A 20,002-nucleotide genomic window follows, 5' to 3' on the forward strand; every position below is an offset into this window, starting at 1 on the left:
TCAGGATCCCCCTGCGGCCGCTGCGATATTGGCCAAAGTCTTGCGTGCGGCCTCCCGGATTGCGGGATGCGGATCTTGCGCGAGATGGTCACGGAGCAAGGCGGTGCCCCGCACAGGGTCGATCTTCCATATGCTTTCCGCCGCTTCCCAGCGTACGAAGTGGGTCTGATCCGATCGGGCGAGCCGCTCCAGGACGTCCGCCGTCGAACCGTCCCCCGGAAGCGCACCCATGATCCGGGCGGCAATTCGAAGCCGCGAGCTTTGCAGATGGTTGTCGGTCAGCCCGATGGGTGCGCCGGTACGGCGGTCGAACACCCAGGTCGTCTCGCCCCGGGCGCGGGAGTGGACGACGAGCAGGGGCACCTCCCGATCCGCACCGGAAAGGTCCGCAATCTCCGTGTAGGCGCGGTAGTTGCCGATGCCGTAAGGGGATATCGCCACGGGCTCCGGCGCAGCCAGGCCGGCCGGGCGCCTGTGTAGCGCTTCGGGCGCGATGTCCGTCCGATACAGGTCGTGTGTGACGGAGCGATCACCGATGTTGATCGCGAGCATGTCGAATTCGCTTGCCGTCAACTCGGTGGTTCTTCCCCGGCCGGTCAACTTGAGCGTCAGGTTGAAATCGCCCTCGGATGCAAGATGTAGTTCATCGTGGTAGATTTGCTCGCCGTCGGCGGGTGCTGCCAGGATGTCGCGCAGAAATGTCCCGAACATTTCCGAGACGACAGTGGCATCAAGGTCGGCGAATAGCTCGGCATAGTCGCCGAACGTGAAGTCCGGCCGTGAGGCGATCGCCCGCGCCTGCAATGCGATACTGTTCAGCATCCCGGCGCAAGTATACGCCTCGGGATCTCGAAGCGTCAACTTGCGCCAGGATGATGCGCGTTAGCTGGGCACGCCAGTCGCGCGCCCGGCTGGACTTTCAGCCGTCGAACCAACCGCCTCCCCCGGCCGCGCCGATCGGCATCCCGGGCGGGACTTCCGGCGGTTTCGCCTGCCGCTGCAGCTCCGCGGTCAGCCGTTCGCGATCGATGAGCAAAGCGGCAGTTCCCCGCCGCCACGCGGCCTCCGCGCCGTCGCCGCGTGCCTTGCCGAGCGTAGCGGCGACCGCGCCAAGCTTGGCCGCGGCGACCGCGGCGACTTCCGGGTCGGCACGGTCGCTGAGCGCGACGCCGGCGATGCTCATCAACGAGCGATAGGCAATCCGCCGGCGAAGGGGATCGGACAGATCCTGCGTGGTTGTCTGGGCGATCCGATCAAGCAGCGTATCGAGGCCGAGCTGGGCAGGATCGGCAGCCTGCTGCAGCAGGAGGCGGGAGAGCCGGGTGCGCTCGAGCAAGGGCCCAAGCACCAGCGTCGCGCCGACATCCGCCGCGGCGAGCGGATCGAACACCGGCCCGCCGGCCGTGGGCATGATCTCGATCCCGAACTGGGGATCCTCGTTGCCGTCGTCCGCGGCGGACAGCAACGGCAACAGGCGCGCAGGCACCGCAAGGGCCTTCGGCTGCAATGCGGCGAGCAAGGCGGTCAGCGCGCGTTCCTGATCGGCCGCTGCGACGGGGCTTGCGGCACGTCCGGACCCGGCGACGCCATAATCATAGTCGACCCCGCCGACCAATTTGGCCGCGGCCTCGATCTGATAGCGGTGGAGCAGCCAGATCGGGACGAAGCTTCGCCGCAGACCAGCGAGGGGGGCGCCGGCGGGCAGGGCATTCGGCCCGAAATTGGCGATCGCCGCCTGCCGCACCGCGAGCATGCGATCGAGTTCGGCGACCGGATCGGCGCCGTCGTCCCACAGGCTGCCCCAAGGCTGGGCGGAGCCTGGCGCCCGGGCGTCCGAATCGCTGACGAAGCGGGCACCCGAGGCGATCATCGAGTCCGCTTTCTGCCGTGCGGCGACATCCGGATCGACGCCGGGCGGCGGTGCGCCATAGGCCCAGTCGATCGCGAAACGATCCCAGTCGCCGAGACCGACGCCGTAAGCGTCCGAAAGATCCGGGCGGCCGTCGGTCAGCCCGATGCGGGGCGCCGGGTAATCCATCACCGATGCGCGGCCCTGGGTGCTCGCGGCGAAATTGTGGACCAAGCCGAGCGCATGGCCGACTTCATGGGCGGCGAGTTGGCGGATGCGGGCGAGGGCGGCGCGCACCGCCGGGCTGTTCGGATCGGTCGAGGCGCCGAGCAGGGCATCGAAGATCAGCATGTCCTGGCGGACCCGCAGCGAGCCGAGCAGCACCGAGCCCTTGACGATCTCGCCGGTGCGCGGATCGGCGATGACCTGGCCGTAGGACCAGCCGCGGGTCTCGCGGTTCACCCAGTTCACGACATTGTAGCGGACGTCCATCGGATCGGCGCCCTCGGGCAGGATCTCGGCGCGGAAGCCGCCGACATAGCCGGCGCGGTCGAACGCCTCGCTCCACCAGCGCACGCCCTCCAGCAAGGCGGTCCGGATCGGCTCGGGCGCGCCATTGTCGACGTAGAAGACGATCGGCTTCTTCACCGGCGAGCGCGCGGCGCCCGGATCGACCTTCTCCAGCCGGAACCGGTTGACGAGATCGTAGACGACCCGATCGCCGAGCGGCACCGAGAAATCGACCGCCTGCGATCCGAAGCCGCCGACCCGCGGATCCAGGCGCCGAGGGACGTAGCCGGGGCCGGGCAAGCGCACGAACGAATGGTGGACGACGAAGCTTATCTGGCGCGGGTCGGGGGCGGTGACGCCGGACGCGGGCGTTGCCTCGTCCGATCGGAAGGTCTGCAAGGCGTCGACCTCGACATTGTCGGCAAAGGCCTTGATCGAGGCCGGATCGGCGATGCTCGCTTTCTCGACCTGACGATAGCCCTTCGCGCCGGAGGCCTGGAGCGATGGGGCGACTCCAGCGACGTCGGCGGCGAGATAGGGCGCGATGTCGAAGGTGAAGCTGCCATCGGCCCTGGTCTCGACGATGTCGGCCACCCAGGCGGTCGAGTTGGCGAAGCTGTCGCGGACCGCCGCGCGCTCGCGCTCCGTCCCGAGCGTCGCCCGGAAGCGTGGGTTTTCATACTGGATGACCGCCTTGTCGCCAATCCGGCGCACGACCATCAGGCGGGTCGGCCCGAAGCTCCCCCGATCGAGGCCGAGCCGTGACGATCCGACCCCGGTACGAAGCGTGGTTGCATGCAGCAGCCGCAGCGCGACTCCATCGGCGGCCGGGCGGGGGACAGCGACAAGGATCTTGCCGTCGGCGGCGGGCTTGAGCGCAAGAACCGCCGCGGCGGCCTGCGCGACAGTCTGGGCGGCCGGAGCTTGCGCGGAGGCGATGGAAGAGACGGAGGTCAGCGCGAGGCAGGCGGTCGCCATCGCCAAATGCTTCATCGAACCCGGTTTCCTCGTCTGCGCCATTCGCCTCTGCCTCCCTGAAGTCGACCGGGTTCGTGCCACGGGTTGCAGCGGCGGTCCACCGGCGGGTGTGAAGTTCACGCTGCCGCCTTATCTCGGCACGCAGAGGCTCGAGAATCGCGGTGGTGCGATTATAGAGTGGCCATGCCCAGTCGCGATCTCAGCCTGGCCGTGGTCGGCATGGCGTTCCCCAACAAGGATGGCGGCAATCGCCAGTTCGAAGTGGCGATGTGCACGCCGGGCGAACCGGTGAAGCTCGTCCCGGAGCCGACCAACAAGGCCGATCCGGCGGCAGTCGCGGTGTACAGCGCGCGCAACGTCCAGATCGGGTATCTCACCGCCGAACGATGCGTGTGGATCGGCGGCAAGCTGCGGCAAGGCCAGGAAATCCGCGCGGTTTTCCAGGAAGGCTCCAACAAAGGCGCGGTGATCCGGGTCAATCTGGACGGTAAGGATCCCGCGCTGCCCGCTCCGCGGTCGTCTTCGGCGCCGATCAACCGCGGGGATCCTGCAGCGGGCCTCGCAGATCCGGACAGCGGCTTCTGGCCGGACGAGGTCCCGCCCGACGATTGCTGAGGTGCAGCTTCGGGTTGGCCTCCTCTGGGGCGTCAGGCCGGCAGCCGAAAGACATCGGCAACGAGCGCCTTGTTGCCGAGACGGGCAGGCGACGGGCTGTCGCAGATTACCAGGATCTGGCGCGCGCCGTCGGCGTCGTCTTCCCAAAGCGCCAAGCCTTCGGGATGATCCTCCCCGCGCCCGAACGGAAGCTCGCAGATGCGCTCCGGACGGTGGAGGCGGACGCGGCTGGGATCATGGGGCGGATCGTTGACCCAATCGCGCCAGCGGTAGAGCGCGCACGGCCCGCTCAGCCCGGTGGTCGGGCCGGCGAGGATCAGCAGATCGTCCCCGCAGCGTTTGAGATCCCGGATGCCGAGTCCCTCCAACGCAAGGAGCCGCCGCACCGGCGGCGCGGTGAGGGCGAGCGATCCGGACTTCTTCGCCTGAACCGCAAACTCGATCAGCAATGCGTGGGTTGCGATCACCGGACCGCGCATGCCGAGCGCAACACGATCGCCGCACACCGCGATCCCCTCGACGTCGATGCCGCCTTCCTTGGCCGGAATGCGCGTGAAAGGCCGCAGCAGCGGATCGCGCCTGAAGGCTTTGGCCACCGCGTTGCCATGTTTCCCTTGTTTGAGAATTCCCGCGCGCCGCTTCCCGTCCTGGGCGACCGGCGTCCAGCGCCCGCCCTGCTCGATTAGCGGGATCCGCCCGAGCAAGGCGCGCGGGCGGGTATCCTTGAGGTCGGCGAGATCGTCGAGATCGATGCACCCGCCGGGCGCCTTCTCCGGCTTAGGCCGCGTACGCGCGTGGCTCCCCACCACCCACAGCCAATTGTCGTCGGCGGCGAGACCCTCGACATCCGCTTCCTCGTCCGGAAAGGAGACCGGGAGCAGCGCATCGATCGCGAAGCGGCGATGGTCGCTCCAGTCCGTGCCCGACTTTGTCAGCCCTTCGATCTGGGCCTGCTCGTCGGCCGCCACGAACAAGGTGTGCTCGATCCGGGTGCCGGCGGACAGATTCTCGATCACGTCATCGTCGATGTCGCCGAAGCGGAGGGTGACCCGGGCGGCGGGCTCGGCAGGTTCGGGCCATGCGCTCACGATCTTGTCTCCTCAAACGATGTTGCCGGCCTTCGACCGGCCGGGCAGCGCCATGTTCCACCATGGCTGGATGTCCGCGGCTCAGCCGCGGCCGGCGAGCTCGCGTGCGTTCTGAAGATAGAGCCGCCCGACCTTCTGCTCTTCGCCGTCGCCGAGCTGGGCATACCAGCGACCGGTCTCGTCGCGGCGGAAGCCGGTGACGAAGTCGCGGCGGACGATCGAGGAGCGGTGCAGGCGCACGAAGCGCTCGGGATCGAGCTCCTCCTCCAGCCGGGCGATGGTGTGATTGATCAGCCAGCTGCGGCTGCCGACGTGGAGACGCATATAGTCGCGCTCGGCGCTGATCCGATCGATGTCGGCGGCGGCGAGGCGGACCAGGCCGCGCGCCTCCGACACCCAGAATTCCTCGAGGTAGCGCGATTTCTCGGGTGCCGGCTCCGCAGGGCTGTCGTCGTCCAGGCGGGCGCGGACCCGCTCGACGGCCTTGCCGAGCCGTTCGCCGGACACCGGCTTCATCAGATAGTCGACCGCCTCGACCTCGAAGGCGGCGACGGCGAAGGTGTCGAAGGCGGTGACGAAGATCACCAGAGGCGGCTTGTCGAGCGTGCCGAGCGCCCGCGCAACCTCGATGCCGTCCATGGCGGGCATGGCGATGTCGAGCAGCACCGCATCGGGCTGCAGCGCCTCGATCAGCCGCAAGGCCGCCGCCCCTTCGGACGCGGTGCCGGCAAGCGCCACTCCGTCGATCCGGGCAAGGAGCAATTGCAGACGCTCGACCGCGAGCGGTTCGTCGTCGACGATGAGGAAGCGGATACTTTCGGACATGTTCACTCTAAAGGCATGGCGATGGTGACGCGATAGCCGCCGTTGGGCAAGCCTTCGTGGCTGCATTCGGCCTCGCGCCCGAAGCGGGCCGCCAGTCGGTCGCAGACGTTGGCGAGGCCGACTCCGGTGCCGTGCATTACGGCGGCGCTCGGATCGGGCCCGCGATCATTCTCGATCCGCACCACCAGCCGGCCGCCTTCCTCGACGGCTTCGATGGTCAGGGTGACCTGCTCGGTGGTGCGGGCGACGCCGTGCTTGATCGCGTTCTCGACAATCGGCTGGAGGATCAGCGGCGGCACCGGCACCTGCTCCAGCGCCTTGGGCACCCGGACCTCGACCCGGAGGCGGTGGGGGAATCGCACCTTCTCGATGTCGAGGTAGAGCAACTGGAACTTGATCTCCTCGGCCAGGCTGATGTTCTCGGTCGGATCGATCGACAGGCTCGCCCGGAAGAAGGTGGAGAGGCCGACGATCATGTTCTCGGCCTCGTCCTCGCGCCGCGACAGGACCAGCGAAGAGAGGGAATTGAGCGTGTTGAACAGGAAATGCGGGTTCACCTGATAGCGCAGCGCGCGCAGCTGCGCGGCATGGGCGTCGCGCTCGGCGCGCGAGGCCCGGCGCTCGGCATTACGCAACTGCACCGAGGAGCTGATCGCCAGATACAGGCTCGCCCAGGCGGCGAAGAAGAAATACCAGGTGACGAGGCCGTCGGCGATCAGGCGTGCGACGCGGGCGTCGGAGGGCGGCTGCATCGGCTTGGCCGGCGCGGTCGTGGTGGCGGACGACGATCTCGGCAGCGGCTGATACAGCATGAAAGCGAGGTTGAAGGTCGAGAAAATCGCCGCGGCGGGCACGCAGGCGATGGCGGCGGCGATCACCTTGATCCGGATGCTCTCGGCCGCGGCGCGGCGCAGGACCAGGTAGACGAGGAAGGTGAGGATCACGCCGATCAGGCAGCCCGCGGCGCGATATTGCAGCGCGTGGAAATTCTCCTCGAGCAGCGCCATGCGCAGCACGATGGTGGCAAGGTAGAAGAGCCAGAAGCCGCCGATCGTCGCCGCGGCGAGCGGGAGATCGGGCAGGCGGGCGCGGAGCGGTGTCACGCGGCCTCGATCCGGTCGGGCCGGCTCCGGGCGAGCGCGTTCCCGTCGAGCGCTTCCCTCGCGCAAACCACGACGCGCACCTCGGCACTGATCACCCCATGTTCCATGGTATTCACCGATGTCGCCCCGATCGGATCCGGGATACGCATTTGCGACATTCGGCAAGTGCCCCGAGCACAATTTGTGTGGAAAAGATCGTTACGAAGGCGTTTGGATCCCATGTTTCCGCGATTTCCTGGCGTCTTCTGTGGCGTCGATGTGACACTCCTGAGACGCTGCCGCCCCTTGGTCAACATTCTCGTTGCGGTGCGGCGAGAACTTTGGTCCATTTACGGTGGGGAACGGAGGCGTTGGTTAAGCGGCCTGTAAGAGTTTCGGCCGCATATTCTCCGTCGGGTAGAAGGAGCGGGAACATGGCGACGAATACGAAGCCGGCTCACGGGGCGTTGACCCTGGTCGAAATGAAGGAATTTGCGGGCTTTCCGGCAGCGACGCAGCGTTATATCCGCCGCGCGCTCGATGTCGGTCTCGGCCGGCGCGATGCGATCCGCCGCTGGTCGCGCGACGTTGGCGAGGCCGCCAGCATCCGCGCCCAGGAGCGCATGTACCGCCGGCTCGAACATATCCGAACCAATGTGCCGGACGACAGCGGACTCGATGAGATGGAGCCGCTAATGGGCCCCCTGATCACCGTCACCGCCTTCGATCTCGGCCAGGAGCGGCTTCCCGATTTTGCGTCGTACCGCTTCCTGTACGAGCGTCTGATCGGCGCCGCGGTGCGTCCGTGGCTGCCCGGTGCCTTCTGCGCTGCCGCAGCGCTGCCGCACCTCCACCCGGAGCGTCGCCGCACTCTGCTGCAGTCGATCAGCGAAGCCGCGGCGACCGCGCCGGGCTGGTCGAACCGCGAGCCCGCCTTCTTCCCGGAATGGGTCGACAAGATCGACGTGACCGTCGAGGGCTGAGCCTTCCAACATGCACGAACCAGGACGGCGGGGCTTCGGCTCCGCCGCTTTCGTTTGCGAACGGCCCGCCGGCTTCGCGGCGGAAATACGCTGGGCAGCAAAAAGCCCGCTCCGGCAGGCCGGGCGGGCTTTTTCAACGAGCGGGTCATTCCGCTCGAACGGCAATTACATCCCGATGATGACGACCGAGACGTAAACGAGGCCGAGGGTCACGCCCGAAAGCGCGCCCGTAAGACGCTGTACCATGTTGATTTCCCTTGTTTTGATGCAGTGCAGCATAACAGGATGAGCAGATAAGTCAACTGAATTGGTTGACATTAGCATTCCTACCTATGCGCGCGTCAAGTTTTCCGACCCTGGGGTGGCCTGGCCGTTCCGCGCGGCGCGTGACCGAAGCTCGCGGGGGCCGGCACCGTAAGCGCGCCGGATCAGGACGCGGAGCGTCGAGGGCTCGGCATAGCCGACTTGCCGCGCGACCTCCTCGACCGGAAGGCGGGTGGTCTCGATCAGCTCGATCGCCCGCTCCACCCTGACCCGCTGAAGGAACTGGATCGGCGAGAGCCCGGTGGTGCGCTGGACCCGACGGGCGAAGGTGCGTGGCGACACGCCGACCGCCGCGGCGATCTCGTTGACATTGGTGCCGCGCTCGAGCGCGGCGCGGGCCCAGGCGGCGGCACGGACAACCTTGTCGTCACCGGCAGCGAGCAGGCCGATGGCCATATAGGGCGTCTGCGATCGGCGCTCGTCGAGCACCATGATGCGGGCGCAGCGCTCCGCGATCTCACTGCCGGCGAAACGGGCGACGATCCCGACCATCAGATCCATCTGGGCCATGGCGGCGCCGGCGGTGGTGAAGGCACCGTCCGAGAGCACCAGTTCAGCCGTGTCCAGCCGAACGCGGGGGAACAGATCGCGGCAGACCGGTGGGAGCCACCAGGCGGTGGTGGCGCGGCGTCCGTCGAGCAGGCCGCTGCTGGCGAGCAGCAGGGTACCGGTGCACGAACTTGCGATGTGGGCGCCGGCCCCTGCGGCGCGGACGAGCGCGAGCCGCGCTTCCTCCGCGTCGGCTTCGTTCAGCCGCTGCGCGATCGATGGCGCCTTGGAGAGTCCCTGCGCCGGAACCAGAACCAGCTCGGGCGCGTGCGGCGACGGCGGGGCCTGATCGACGAACGCCGCGAAATGTGGCGCGCCTGAGCCGAACAGCCGGATCTCGAACGGGGCCGGGCGGGCGGCCTGGGTGCAGAGGCGGTTGGCGTAGGTGAGCACGTCGAGCGTGATCGTTACGCTCGACGGCATCGCTCCGGCCAGGGTGATGATCGTCGTGCGCATAGCTCTTCCTCCCTGCGCCAATCGCCCCCATTTCGCCGCGAGGCCGTCAATAGGGATCGCCATTCTTGTGCCGGAACAGCCAGCCCTGGTCCGTCCGCACCGCCTCCAGATCGTCGTCCGGGTAGATGCCGGAATCGCCGGGCAGGCGGTCGCCGACTTCGAGGTAGCAGGCCTCGGCGGCGGAGCGGTTGACGAGGTGGTGGGCGGTACCGCCGGCGGGAAAGCCGACGCACATCCCGGGATGCAGCAGCTGCTCGCCACCATCGTCGACGAGGACGATCTCGCCGGAGAGGACGTAGACGAACTCGTCCTGCACGCTGTGGCGGTGGTGGACCGAGGAGGCGCTGCCGGGCCCCAGCGTCACGAGATTGATGCCGATATTGGCGAGCCCGAACGCATCGCCCAGCCGGCGCTTGATCCGGCCCTTCACCCGCGCGGCGAAGGGCTCCGGATAATGGGACCCCTGTGTCGGTGGGATGTCGAGCGCGAACCGTGCCGCGCCGGTGCTCCCGTCCGCAGACGATGAACGGATTGGCATGAGCCGATCCTAAAGGTTCGGCGCGGCTCCACAAGCGGCGGATCGGACGTCGATCGAGGATATCTCGCCACCTGATGTTTTGGCGAGATATCCTCGTACTTCGGCGAGCGCCGCACTGGCCCGGCCCTCACCGCCGCGCCCATTGTTCGCAGGAACCACGATGGGAGAGACGGGATGGCGGAGCGCGGACCGGTGAAGATCGACCTTCATGCGAAACTGGACTCGTTCACCGAGCGATGGGCGCCCAAGATCGTGGCGCGCTACAACGACAATGAGGTCCGTCTCGTCCGCACCGAGGGCGAGTGGGTCTGGCACAAGCATGACGAGACCGACGAGCTGTTCCTGATCCTCGATGGCGAGTTCGACATGGATTTCCGCGACCGGACGATGACCGTGCGGACCGGCGAATTGCTGATCGTTCCGCGCGGCACCGAGCACCGCCCGGCCGCGCGCCGCGGCGAGGTCAAGCTGCTGCTCATCGATCCCGACGGCACGCCGAACACCGGCGACGTTGCCACGGCCACCCGGGCGGTCGAGCTGTGAGTCGCCTTGTCGCTGTGACACTGACCGCAATCTAAAGGGCGTCGAGCAGGTCCCGGGCGAAGATCGAGAGGGTGTCGTCGCGCGCGCCCATGATGATGATACGATCACCGGGCGCGGCAAGGGCGCGGAGGCGCTCGCCGCAGGCGGCGCGATCGGGAATGTGTTCGGCGAGCCTGCCGGCGGCGCGCACCGCGTCGACGATGTCGGCGCTGGTCACCGCGCGATCGACGGTGCCGCCGAAATAGACCGGATCGGGCATCACCAGCACATCGCCGTCGGCCAGATTTTCGGCGAAGCAGGCGACCAGCGCATCTTTCATCACCTTCAACGGCCCGTAGCCGTGCGGCTGGAACAGCACCAGCAGCCGGCCCGGAAAGGCGTGAAGGGTCTTGAGCGTCGCTGCGATCTTGTCGGGATTGTGCCCGAAATCGTCGATTACGCTGACCCCTTCGCGCGTGCCGACCACGTCGAACCGGCGCCTGAGGCCGCTGAAGCCGGCGAGCGCCTCCGCCGCGCGGGCGATCGGCACGCCCGCGGCGCGCACCGCGGCCAAGGCGGCGAGGGCGTTGGCCGCATTGTGCCGTCCGGGCACCTGGAGGCGCAGCGGGATCGTCTCGCCGCCCGCCCGGACGATGAGCGAGACCGCGAGCGGCGCTTCCTCGATGTCGGTGCCGAACAGATCGGCACCTTCGTCGATCAGGCTGAAGGTCACGCGCCGGCCAGCCTCGATCCGCTCGCCGAGCAAGCGCGTTTCCGGATCGTCGAGGTTGAGCACGGCCGTGCCCGCACGGGTGAGGAAGCCGAGGAACAGGGTGCGCAGCTCGTCCATCGTCTTGTGATCGAGGCTGACATTGTTGAGCACCGCGATCGCTGGCCGGTAGAGCGCGATCGATCCGTCGCTCTCGTCGACTTCGCTGACGAAGGCGCCGCCGCGGCCGGCAAGGGCGCTTGCGAACGGAGTGTCGGCGGTGACAAAATTCTTCATCACTGCGCCGTTCATCACGGTAGGCTCGAGGCCCGCTTGATGGAGGATCCAGGCGATCATCCCGGTGACCGTGGATTTGCCGCTGGTGCCGGCGACTCCGATCGACAGCGGCGCTTCGTTGAACAAAGCGGCGAGAAGCTGGGGACGGCTCACTTGCCGCGCGCCGATCCGCCGCGCCGCCTGGACGTCCGGCACCGTCTCCTCGACCGCCGCCGAGGTGACCAGGATCTGGTCCGCGCTGGTGATCCCGCTGCCGTCCTGGGGAAACAGGCCGATGCCCTGCCGCGCGAGGAAGGCGAACTTGTCGCCGAGCCGGCCCTGATCGAGCGATCGGTCGGAGCCCGCCACCTCGGCACCCTGCGCACGGACGATGCCGGCCAAAGGCAGCATGCCGCTGCCCCCGATGCCGCAGAAGAAATAGGATTTGGTATCGGCCATGCGCCCGCCCTATTGACCTTCGCCGGGCTTTTCAAACGGCTGTGACGTTTCGAGCGCGCCGGACGCGCATAGGGAGGGGGAATGCGGATCGGAGTGGTGGCGCCGAGCACGCCGATCAGGGCGGAGGTGGCGGAGCGGGTCGCGGCGATTGCGGCGGAGAGCTTTCCAGAGGCGGAGCTGGTCTTCCACCCGCAATGCTTCCTCGCCTACGGCCATTTCGCCGGTGACGACCGGGTGCGCGCCGCCGCCTTCGCAGACTATGCCTGCGATTCCGGCTTCGACGCGATCTGGTTCGCCCGCGGCGGTTACGGATCGTGCCGCATCGCCGAGGAGGTGATCGAGCAGCTTGCCGGCAATGCCGCCGCCCGCGACAAGACCTATCTCGGCTATAGCGACGCCGGCTTCGTGCTCGCCGGCCTGTACCGCGCCGGCTTTCCGCACATCGTCCACGGTCCAATGGCCAACGAGCTGCGCCGCGAGGGCGGCGAGGCGGCGGTGCGGCGGTCGCTCGCCTGGTTGGTGCGCCGCGATGCCGGGGCGCTCGAACCGGGGCTCGGATCCGATCCGGTCGCCGCGTTCAACATCACCGTGCTCAGCCAGCTGCTCGGCACCAGCCTGCAGCCCGATCTCGCCGGGCATGTGCTGCTGCTCGAGGACGTGTCCGAATATATGTACAGCATCGACCGATCGATGTTCCACATCACCAGCAATCCCGGCATTCGCCGGATCGCCGGGATCCGGCTCGGCCGGGTCAGCAACGTGCCGGTCAACGAACCCGATTTCGGCGCCGACGAGGAGCAGGTCGTGCGCTATTGGTGTGCCCGCGCCGGCATCGCCTATCAGGGCGCGGCCGACGTCGGCCACGATTCTGCCAACAAGGTCGTACCGTTCGGCCGGGCTGATCCAGGTTAGACTCGCGGCGAAGCGGCCTTTGGGAACGCCGTGACGCGCGCTCTCTCAGAATCGCTTGCACTCGCCGCGCGTTTGGGGCTTATCGATCCACGCACCACAGGGAGGGTATTATGGCAAAAGGGACTTCTGGCGGCGAAGCGAAGGGCGGACTTGCACGTCCGGTTCAGCCTTCCGAGGATCTGGCCCACATCACGGGCTCCGATCCGCTGCCGCGCAGCCAGGTTGTGAGCAAGATGTGGGACTACATCCGCTCCAACAATCTGCAGAACCCCGAGAACAAGCGCGAGATCCTCGCGGACGACAAGCTCCGCAAGATCTTCGGCAAGGACAAGGTGTCGATGTTCGAGATGAACAAGCACCTGTCCAACCACCTGAAGTAAGCGCGAGGCCGGCTCCGCCGGCCCGTTTCACAAGGGTCGCGGCCGCTCCCACCCTCTCGCAGGAGGGTGGGAGCGGCCGTTCTCGTTCAGGCCCCCCCCTCTCATTCGGCCCGCTTGTTCAAATGCGGTCATGGCGGAAGATTGCCGCGTGCGTGGCCCCGTCTCGAGTGGCGGGTCACCCGCCTCAGCGGCAGCCGCGCCAGCCCATCTTGCCGCGCGCGGCCTGATCGAGATGGAGATGATCCCGGTGGGACGCGTTGTAATCGGGCGAGAGCACGGTTGCGAACAGATCGCAGGCGCCGTCGCGCACGGCGTGCAGGAAACGGCCTTTCGCGCCGGTGTCGTTCCAGTCGCGGATCACCGTGATGCGGCGGCCGTCCGCGAGCCGGAAGCCGGCGACGTCGATCGCGTTGGCGGTGGAATGCTCGCTCCAATTGCCCTGCGCGCGGCCGTAGATGCGGCGGCAATTGTAGCTTCCGAAATGGTCGATCGCCGCGACCTGGCTGCCAAGATGCTCGAGTGCCGCCTCCTGCACGATATGCCATTCCCACAAGGCCAGGGCGGCGGCGACCGGACAACTGGTGCCGAGCCCGGCCGGACGATAGGAGATGTGGAGCGCTCCGGCGCGGTTCAGCCGGATGCCGTCGCGATAGCCGCATTGCCCGGCACCGTCGCGCGCGGCGAGGGCGGTATATTCGACGCCGGAGCGGCGCAGCAGCGCCCGGCAGCGATCCGGCTGCTCGCGAAGCGCGACGAGCTTGCGCCCGGTGAAGGCGCCGACCGGCTGCGCCAGGTCGAGCTCGGTCCAGGGCATGTCCTCGGGATGATTGCGCCCATAGCCGTAGAGCAGCATGGCGGCGAAGCCGACCAGGCCGACGGCGAGGAGGATTTTCAGCCACCGCAGGATGCGCATCCGGCCCTTACGCGGAACCCTGCCTTTGTTTCCGCGCCGGCCTCTGCGCCGCGTCAATGGCGCCTCGCCGTCTCGAGCGGCTCGGCGGTGATCGGGTAGCCCGCATCCTCGGGGATGCAGAGGAACCGGGCGCCGCCGCGCTCCTCGATCCACGGGGTGATCTTCTGCACCGGATGCCGCGCGGCATCGGCACGCGCCGCCGCGATCGAAGCGAAGCCGGCGAGGCGCTCGAGGGTGCGCCGGGTCGGGAAGATGGCGTGGGCGCGTCCGGCGGCGATGTCGGCGAGCACGTCGGCGGGGCGCGCCCAGAAAGCGTGCACGGTCTCGCCCTGATCGGCCTGCGGCACCATGCGGTCCGGCGCGTCGACGAGATAGAAGAGGGTGTCGAAGCGGCGCGCTTCCCGGAAGTTCGGACACCAGCGCGCGAACGGGATCAGGGCGTCGAGCGCAGCCGTGTAGCCGAGCCGCGCCAGCAGCGCCGCAAAGGGCTCGCCCGCATCGACCCCGGCGCGCAACGCGGCGGCGCCGGCGCGATCGGGGGAGGGCGTCAGCGCGGGCGCGAGCCCAGTTTCCTCGATCGTTTCGCGCACGGCCGCGATCCGCGCCGCGCCGTCGGAAAGCTCGGGCGCGATCGCCAGGGCGGCGACGTGATCGGCGGGATCGATGCGCCCGCCCGGAAAGACCAAAGCGCCGGCTGCGAATGCCATCGTCTTGGCCCGCTCGACGATCAGCACCTCCGGCGCACCGCCGTGGCTCTCCCGCATCAGGATCAGGGTGGCGGCGGGGATCGGTTCGGAAAGCTCGGCCATCCCGCGAGCCTTAGAGGGCGCGCCCGGCGTGGGAAAGCCGCCGCGCCAATCTCCCCTCCGCACGCTGGAGCGGAGGCGCGGAGCGGCAGTCTCCGCTCACGGGCGGCCGATCGTCTGCTCCAGAAAGGCCAGCACGCGCCTGCGATATTCCGGGCTGTCGATGGCTGAGACGGCGGCATGGTCGTAGCCCTCGGCGATCCACAAGGTCTTGGGCCCGGGCGCCGCTGCGTACAGCGCCCGTGTCTCGGCCGGCGGGGTGTGGCGGTCCGCGCCGCCGCCGACGATCAGCACGGGACCGCGAAAGCGGGGGAGGGCGGCGATCGGCGCGAGCCGGCCTGGCCAGGCGCCCAGCCGCGGCCGCGCCTGAAAGCTGAGCAGCGGCTCCAGCAGCGTGGCCGGAACCGTGCCGAGGATCCCTGCGATGCGGTTCCGGATTGCGCTTCGGATGTCGGGATAAACGGCCTGGAGGATCAGGGCGTCGGCGGTGACCGGTCCGTGGTCGCCGAGCAGCGCCGAGGCTCCGCCGAGCGAGACTCCGATCACCGCGATCCTGCCATGGCCCTTGCGACGGAGCCAGGCGAGTGAGGCGGCGGCGTCGCGCGATTCCTCCAGGCCGAAGCTCTTGCCTGCAGACGCGGATCGGCCGTGGCCGCGAAGATCGATGGCGAGTGCCGCATAGCCGCGCTCCGCGAACCAGGCGACGTTGCCGGCGAGGGCTGCCCGTGAGGCGCCGTTGCCATGGAGGAGAAGAATGGCCGGCGCATCGGCGCTGCGACCGGGCCAGTAGCTGCCGGCGAGCGCGAGCCCGTCGCTGCTCTCCAGCCTGACCGGGGTTGCCGGCGCAGGGGGAAGCGGGACGGCCGAGGGCGTCGCGCGCACCATCAATGCGCCGAGCAGCCACGACGCCGCGAGGCCGAGGATCAGCAGCAGAAGGAGCAGCCGGACCAAGGTCCCGCCGGCGAAAAGGCTTTGCACCCTCGCAGGCTCTCGCTGCCGGGCCACGCAGTCAAGGTCGCGTCAGGCGGGCAGGCCGAGCCGCTCCGCAACAGTCTTGGAATAATTGGGACCGACCTGGACGACCGCGCCGTCACGCAGCACGAGCGCGTTGATCGTCTTGCCCATGCGCTGGACCTCGACGACCTGGCTCGGCCGCGCGAAGGCCGAGCGATGGACGCGCAGGAGCTGGTTCGAATCCAGTTTCTCCTCCAGCGCGCGCATCGACATGCGGATGATGTGGCTGCGGGTGGCGGTGTGGAGCATCACATAATCCCGCTGGGCCTCGATCCAGTCGATCGATTCCACCGGCACGAACACCGCGCCCGACCGGGTCGACACCCAGATCCCGTCGTCATGTTCCGGCCGTGCCGCCGCATCCTGCGCAGCGATTCGGTCGGCGATGCCGCGCAGGATCTTGCGGCGCTTGGCGCGTTCCACCGCCTGCCACAGCCGATCGAATCGCACCGGCTTCAGCAGGTAATCGGCGGCCTCGACCTCGAACGCATCGGGCGCATATTGCTCGAACGCCGTGACGAAGATGATTTCGGGCCGAAGCTCCGGCGGCAGCGACGAGGCGACGCGCAGCCCGTTCTGCTCGGGCATCTGGATGTCGAGAATGGCAAGATCGGGCTTCAGCCGGCCGATCGCCTCGGCGGCCTCGGTGCCGTCCCGCGCGACTCCGACGATCTCGACGTCGGCCATGTCCTGGAAGAAGATCTGCAGACGATCGAGCGCCAGCGGCTCGTCGTCGACGAGGAGGGTGCGCAAGGTCATGCGACGAGCTCCAGCTTCGGCGTGGCGTTGATCGGCAGCCGGACGATGGCGAGAAAGCCTTCGTCATGGACCATCGTCTCGAGCCGGCCGCGCGCGCCGTAGAGCACTTCAAGGCGACGGCGCGTATTGGCGAGCCCGACGCCTGTGCCCAGAGACGTGGAGGGGCCTGTCCCGGTCTCGCCCGAAGGCCCATTTGCGGGCGTCTTCCGCGGCGGCCCGCCATTGTCGGTGACGCTGAGCAGCAGGTCGCTACCCTCCTGCCGGGCGGCGACGCGGATGATCACCGGTTTGCTGGTCGGCGCGACCGCGTGCTTCAGCGCATTTTCGACCAGCGGCTGCAGGATGAAATTGGGTATCGGCAAATCAAGCAAAGCGTCCGGACAGACGAATTCCACCGTCAGCCGGTCTCCGAAGCGGATCGATTCGATCTCCAGATAGGTCTGCAGCATGTCGAGCTCCTCGCCGATGCTGACGCTTCCGCGCCCGTCGGACATCAGGGCGGTGCGCAGGAAATCGCAGAGGCGCGACAGCATCTTCTCGCCGTCGCGGTTGCGGCCGGTGACGATCAGCGAGGAGATCGCGTTCAATGTGTTGAACAGGAAATGGGGATTGAGCTGCAGCCGCAAGGCGGTGAGCTGGGCCGTCTGTGCGAGCGAGCGCGCTTCGGCGAGCTGCAGGTCGCGCTCCCGCACCGCCTGGTTGGTCTGGAGGATGACGTAGATCGTGCCGAGCAGGCCGAACAGCCACGAGAAGCTGATGAAGTTCGACACGGTCATGTGGAGAACCTCCTCGGGAACGCGATGCCCCTTCATGAACAGCCGCACCACTTCTCCGCCCAGCCAGCTGTCGAACAAGGAGAAGACGAAGGCGGCGGCACACACCGCGGCGAAGACGCCCGCGATCCGCGCAAACTCGCGGCTCTCCTGGAGCCGCGCGGCGACCCGGTAGAGGAGAACGGACAAGCCGATCCCCATGACGATGTCGATCGCCACGTAGCCGGCGGCGAATGCCGGCATGTGCCCGGTCGCGATCAGGCTGGGCATGACGAACAGGATCGCCGTGAACAGCCACACGCCGAGCGTGAGCCTCGCGGCCTGTCCCCCCAGCGAATGTGCCCTCGTCATCCCCGCAAGCGCTCCCCTGTCGGTTCCCGATGTGCCCCCCGAGGTTCCATACCCCTTTTGGCGCGATCATGCGCGATCCTTCGTCGCAGGAATCGGCGGCTTTGCAGAGGAAGGGCATCCCGGGTGCGGTGGGGGAAAGGCACCCGGGATGCGGCCGGCGGACGAGCCGGATCGCTCGCCCGCCGACGTTCATGGGCTCGGGCGTGTCGGTGCCGCGAATCCGGTTCCGGCGTGGTCTTCGCTCGTTGCGGGGGGTGGAGCGGGCGTGGCGGCAGGCGTGGCGCCGCGGCGCGGCTCGGGGCGGGGGACGAGCTCGTCGACGATCAGCTTCCAGCCCTCGTTGCGCCGCTGCCAGAGCCGGACATAATGGCCGTTCAACGTCCGCCCGCCTTGCTCCCAATCCGCGTGGCCAAAGGAATAACCGAGATCCCCCGCGTCCGAGACTCCGCTTCCGAGCGGGCGGGTCCGGATCGATTGCGGGCCGTGCAGCAGCGCGGCGGAGAAGGCGGCGCGTCCGATGAAGGGCTGCGGCCCCTGACGCATCACCCGCGCATCGTCGGCAAGCACCGCGTCGAGCGCCGCGCGGGCGTCGCCCGCGAGCGCGCTGTTCAGCTTGGCTTCGACCGCGTCGAGCTCGGCCGCCGCGCCCGCGCCGCCGGCAGTGCCGGGCGCCAGCGATACGAACGGGGCGTCGCTGCCGATCGCGCTCGGCGCCGCGGTCGGCGTGCCGTGATCGAGCAGCCATCGCCAGCGTCCGTCCAGCTGGCGCTTCCAGATCGTGAAGAACCAGCCCTGGCCCGTGTTGCGGCCGTCGTCGCTGACGAACGGGCCGGTGGTGAAGCCGAGATCACCGGATTGCGCGATACCGGCATAGACCGGCCACCAGCGCAGGCTGCCGGGTGCGTCACCCAGTTTCTCGAAATGCGGCCTCGCCGGCGTCGGCTCCGGTACGAGCAGGATTCCGTCTTCCGCCGCGAACGTCTTGAAGGCCGCGCTGATCCCCTGGTCCTGCGCCATGGCCGCAAAGGCCCGTTCCGCCGCCACCACCGGCGCGGCGTCGCTCGCAAACGCGGCCGCCGGCGCGGACAGGGACATCAGGAACAGACAGGCTCGCAGCATCGCATACCTCGCAAGATCGTCCGTCACGGCAAGCCTGAAGGGAGGACCTCCCGTGACGGTGCTGCGGGGCTAGAAGGGAAAGGCAGCCGTAGCGCTTTTCGTGCGACCGGGTGGCGGCGTGCCGCGACCTGGAGCGACCGGCGCGACGAAGGCGACCATTGCGGCGACGAAGCCGGAGGCGCAGATTCCGTGAGCGTCGGTAGGGACGGTCCCGGCCGGGGCCGTTCGCGATCCCGGGTCACAGGGGCGCGCACCATTCAGCCGCTCGGTTCTCGTGTGGCCGGTGGGCGGCAGATTGGCGGGCGGATTGCGCCGGCCGGTCACCGGCTCACTTCGTGGTCGAGACGAGCGCGAAGGAGACGCCCTCCGGATCCGTGGCCATGACGATGAACGATCCGTCCGGCACCGGCATCGGCCCCATCGTCACCGTCCCGCCATGCTCGCCGATTCGCGCCGCCGCGGCGTCGATGCCGTCGACGACGAAGTAGAAATTCCACACCGGGCGGGGGATGTGCGGCTGCCGCGTCATGATGCCGCCGACCGCTTCGTCTCCGGACGTCCGGAACAGGCGGTAATTGCCCATCGGCCCCATGTTCAACACCGAATCCTCGGTCCAGCCGAATTGCTCGGCGTAGAAGGGGAATATTGCGTCGCCGTCCTCGGCATAAAGTTCGTGCCAACCGGTGTGCCCCGGGGTCATCCGTGGCTTTGGCGGCGGCACGTCGTCGCGCGGCAGCGGCGCGAGGATCATGAACTTGGCGCCTTGCGGATCGGCGACCGCGGCGAAGCGCCCGACCTCGGGAATATCGTCCGGCGCACGAAGCACGCGGCCGCCCCCGGCCTCGATGCTGGCGGCAGCCGAGTCGGCATTGCTCACCTCGACATAGCCGACCCATCCCGGCTCTCCGCCGGCTTCGCAGCCCTCGCCCGACAAGCCCATCAGCCCGGCAACGCCGATCCCATCGGTCTTGAGCAGGCTATAGCCGGAGTGGGGACCGCCCAAATCCTCAGTCTCCCAACCGACCACCGCGCCGTAAAAGGCTTTCGCCCCCGCGGCGTCGCGAGTCAGCAATTCGTACCAGAAGAAGCCGCTCGGGTTGCTCTGCATCGTCAATGCTCCTCTTCGGGCGCCTCGCGCGCCACCAGTGTGCCGAGCGAGGCAAGCCTGGATTTGCGCGTGGTGTCGCTGGATTCCAAGGATCTGCGCCGGAG

At 68.3% G+C, this 20,002-nt stretch carries 21 protein-coding genes; 5 read left to right on the forward strand and 16 right to left on the reverse strand.

Features of this window, described 5'->3' with window-relative positions; genetic code table 11:
* On the reverse strand, positions 1–822 hold the full coding sequence (locus C7I55_RS09245; RefSeq protein ID WP_106512656.1) for a HEAT repeat domain-containing protein: 822 nt from the start codon (positions 820–822) through the stop codon (positions 1–3).
* A gap of 97 nt (positions 823–919) precedes the next feature.
* The gene (locus C7I55_RS09250) at positions 920–3,352 is read right to left on the reverse strand and encodes a zinc-dependent metalloprotease (protein WP_233222129.1); all 2,433 of its coding nucleotides are present in this window, start codon (positions 3,350–3,352) and stop codon (positions 920–922) included.
* A gap of 168 nt (positions 3,353–3,520) precedes the next feature.
* Here C7I55_RS09250 and C7I55_RS09255 point away from each other — a divergent pair, with 168 nt between their 5' ends.
* The gene (locus C7I55_RS09255) at positions 3,521–3,952 is read left to right on the forward strand and encodes an HIRAN domain-containing protein (protein ID WP_106512657.1); all 432 of its coding nucleotides are present in this window, start codon (positions 3,521–3,523) and stop codon (positions 3,950–3,952) included.
* A gap of 32 nt (positions 3,953–3,984) precedes the next feature.
* Here the strand turns inward: C7I55_RS09255 and C7I55_RS09260 are convergent, their stop codons facing one another.
* The 4 genes from C7I55_RS09260 to C7I55_RS28090 all read right to left on the reverse strand — a co-directional run bounded on the left by C7I55_RS09260 (position 3,985) and on the right by C7I55_RS28090 (position 7,117).
* Entirely contained in the window at positions 3,985–5,040 is a 1,056-nt protein-coding gene (locus tag C7I55_RS09260) for a DUF3616 domain-containing protein (RefSeq protein ID WP_158266355.1), read from the reverse strand.
* Between the two features lie 81 nt (positions 5,041–5,121).
* The gene (locus C7I55_RS09265) at positions 5,122–5,865 is read right to left on the reverse strand and encodes a LytR/AlgR family response regulator transcription factor (protein ID WP_106512659.1); all 744 of its coding nucleotides are present in this window, start codon (positions 5,863–5,865) and stop codon (positions 5,122–5,124) included.
* Between the two features lie 2 nt (positions 5,866–5,867).
* Positions 5,868–6,968 carry a sensor histidine kinase gene (locus C7I55_RS09270; protein WP_106512660.1) on the reverse strand — a complete coding sequence of 367 codons (1,101 nt, stop codon included), beginning with the start codon at positions 6,966–6,968 and terminating at the stop codon, positions 5,868–5,870.
* Entirely contained in the window at positions 6,965–7,117 is a 153-nt protein-coding gene (locus C7I55_RS28090; RefSeq protein ID WP_158266356.1) for a hypothetical protein, read from the reverse strand. The genes C7I55_RS09270 and C7I55_RS28090 overlap by 4 nt, the downstream gene beginning before the upstream one ends.
* 264 nt (positions 7,118–7,381) lie before the next feature.
* On the opposite strand from C7I55_RS28090, the gene C7I55_RS09275 reads away from it, so the two are divergent.
* A complete protein-coding gene (locus C7I55_RS09275) occupies positions 7,382–7,930 on the forward strand; it encodes a hypothetical protein (RefSeq protein WP_106512661.1) in 549 nt (182 codons plus the stop codon).
* 330 nt (positions 7,931–8,260) lie between these two features.
* Here C7I55_RS09275 and C7I55_RS09280 read toward each other — a convergent pair whose 3' ends face one another.
* Entirely contained in the window at positions 8,261–9,259 is a 999-nt protein-coding gene (locus tag C7I55_RS09280) for a GlxA family transcriptional regulator (protein ID WP_106512662.1), read from the reverse strand.
* 46 nt (positions 9,260–9,305) lie between these two features.
* Positions 9,306–9,797: a cupin domain-containing protein gene (locus C7I55_RS09285; RefSeq protein WP_106512663.1), complete on the reverse strand. Its 492-nt coding sequence runs from the start codon at positions 9,795–9,797 to the stop codon at positions 9,306–9,308.
* A gap of 174 nt (positions 9,798–9,971) precedes the next feature.
* Here C7I55_RS09285 and C7I55_RS09290 point away from each other — a divergent pair, with 174 nt between their 5' ends.
* The gene (locus tag C7I55_RS09290; RefSeq protein WP_106512664.1) at positions 9,972–10,340 is read left to right on the forward strand and encodes a cupin domain-containing protein; all 369 of its coding nucleotides are present in this window, start codon (positions 9,972–9,974) and stop codon (positions 10,338–10,340) included.
* Positions 10,341–10,371: 31 nt separating this feature from the next.
* On the opposite strand, the gene C7I55_RS09295 is transcribed toward C7I55_RS09290, so the two are convergent.
* Positions 10,372–11,763: a glutamate ligase domain-containing protein gene (locus C7I55_RS09295; RefSeq protein ID WP_106512665.1), complete on the reverse strand. Its 1,392-nt coding sequence runs from the start codon at positions 11,761–11,763 to the stop codon at positions 10,372–10,374.
* An 81-nt stretch (positions 11,764–11,844) separates the two neighbouring features.
* Here C7I55_RS09295 and C7I55_RS09300 point away from each other — a divergent pair, with 81 nt between their 5' ends.
* Both C7I55_RS09300 and C7I55_RS09305 read left to right on the forward strand, forming a co-directional pair.
* Entirely contained in the window at positions 11,845–12,675 is an 831-nt protein-coding gene (locus C7I55_RS09300; RefSeq protein WP_106512666.1) for an LD-carboxypeptidase, read from the forward strand.
* 110 nt (positions 12,676–12,785) lie between these two features.
* A complete protein-coding gene (locus tag C7I55_RS09305; RefSeq protein ID WP_106512667.1) occupies positions 12,786–13,055 on the forward strand; it encodes an SWIB/MDM2 domain-containing protein in 270 nt (89 codons plus the stop codon).
* A 184-nt stretch (positions 13,056–13,239) separates the two neighbouring features.
* Here the strand turns inward: C7I55_RS09305 and C7I55_RS09310 are convergent, their stop codons facing one another.
* From C7I55_RS09310 to C7I55_RS09340, 7 genes are all read right to left on the reverse strand, one after another.
* The gene (locus tag C7I55_RS09310) at positions 13,240–13,968 is read right to left on the reverse strand and encodes an extensin-like domain-containing protein (protein ID WP_106512668.1); all 729 of its coding nucleotides are present in this window, start codon (positions 13,966–13,968) and stop codon (positions 13,240–13,242) included.
* A gap of 53 nt (positions 13,969–14,021) precedes the next feature.
* Positions 14,022–14,777 (reverse strand): NUDIX hydrolase, encoded by a 756-nt coding sequence (locus C7I55_RS09315; protein ID WP_106512669.1) that lies wholly within the window; start codon positions 14,775–14,777, stop codon positions 14,022–14,024.
* Positions 14,778–14,873: 96 nt separating this feature from the next.
* Positions 14,874–15,752, reverse strand: a complete 879-nt coding sequence (locus C7I55_RS09320) for an alpha/beta hydrolase (RefSeq protein ID WP_106512670.1) — start codon at positions 15,750–15,752, stop codon at positions 14,874–14,876.
* A gap of 42 nt (positions 15,753–15,794) precedes the next feature.
* The gene (locus tag C7I55_RS09325) at positions 15,795–16,547 is read right to left on the reverse strand and encodes a LytR/AlgR family response regulator transcription factor (protein WP_233222130.1); all 753 of its coding nucleotides are present in this window, start codon (positions 16,545–16,547) and stop codon (positions 15,795–15,797) included.
* On the reverse strand, positions 16,544–17,671 hold the full coding sequence (locus C7I55_RS09330; RefSeq protein ID WP_106512671.1) for a sensor histidine kinase: 1,128 nt from the start codon (positions 17,669–17,671) through the stop codon (positions 16,544–16,546). The genes C7I55_RS09325 and C7I55_RS09330 overlap by 4 nt, the downstream gene beginning before the upstream one ends.
* A 189-nt stretch (positions 17,672–17,860) precedes the next feature.
* On the reverse strand, positions 17,861–18,790 hold the full coding sequence (locus C7I55_RS09335) for a nuclear transport factor 2 family protein (protein ID WP_146150980.1): 930 nt from the start codon (positions 18,788–18,790) through the stop codon (positions 17,861–17,863).
* Positions 18,791–19,118: 328 nt separating this feature from the next.
* Entirely contained in the window at positions 19,119–19,898 is a 780-nt protein-coding gene (locus C7I55_RS09340) for a VOC family protein (RefSeq protein ID WP_106512673.1), read from the reverse strand.
* Positions 19,899–20,002 lie beyond the last annotated feature (104 nt).

Source organism: Allosphingosinicella deserti (assembly GCF_003012735.1).
Lineage (GTDB): Bacteria > Pseudomonadota > Alphaproteobacteria > Sphingomonadales > Sphingomonadaceae > Allosphingosinicella > Allosphingosinicella deserti.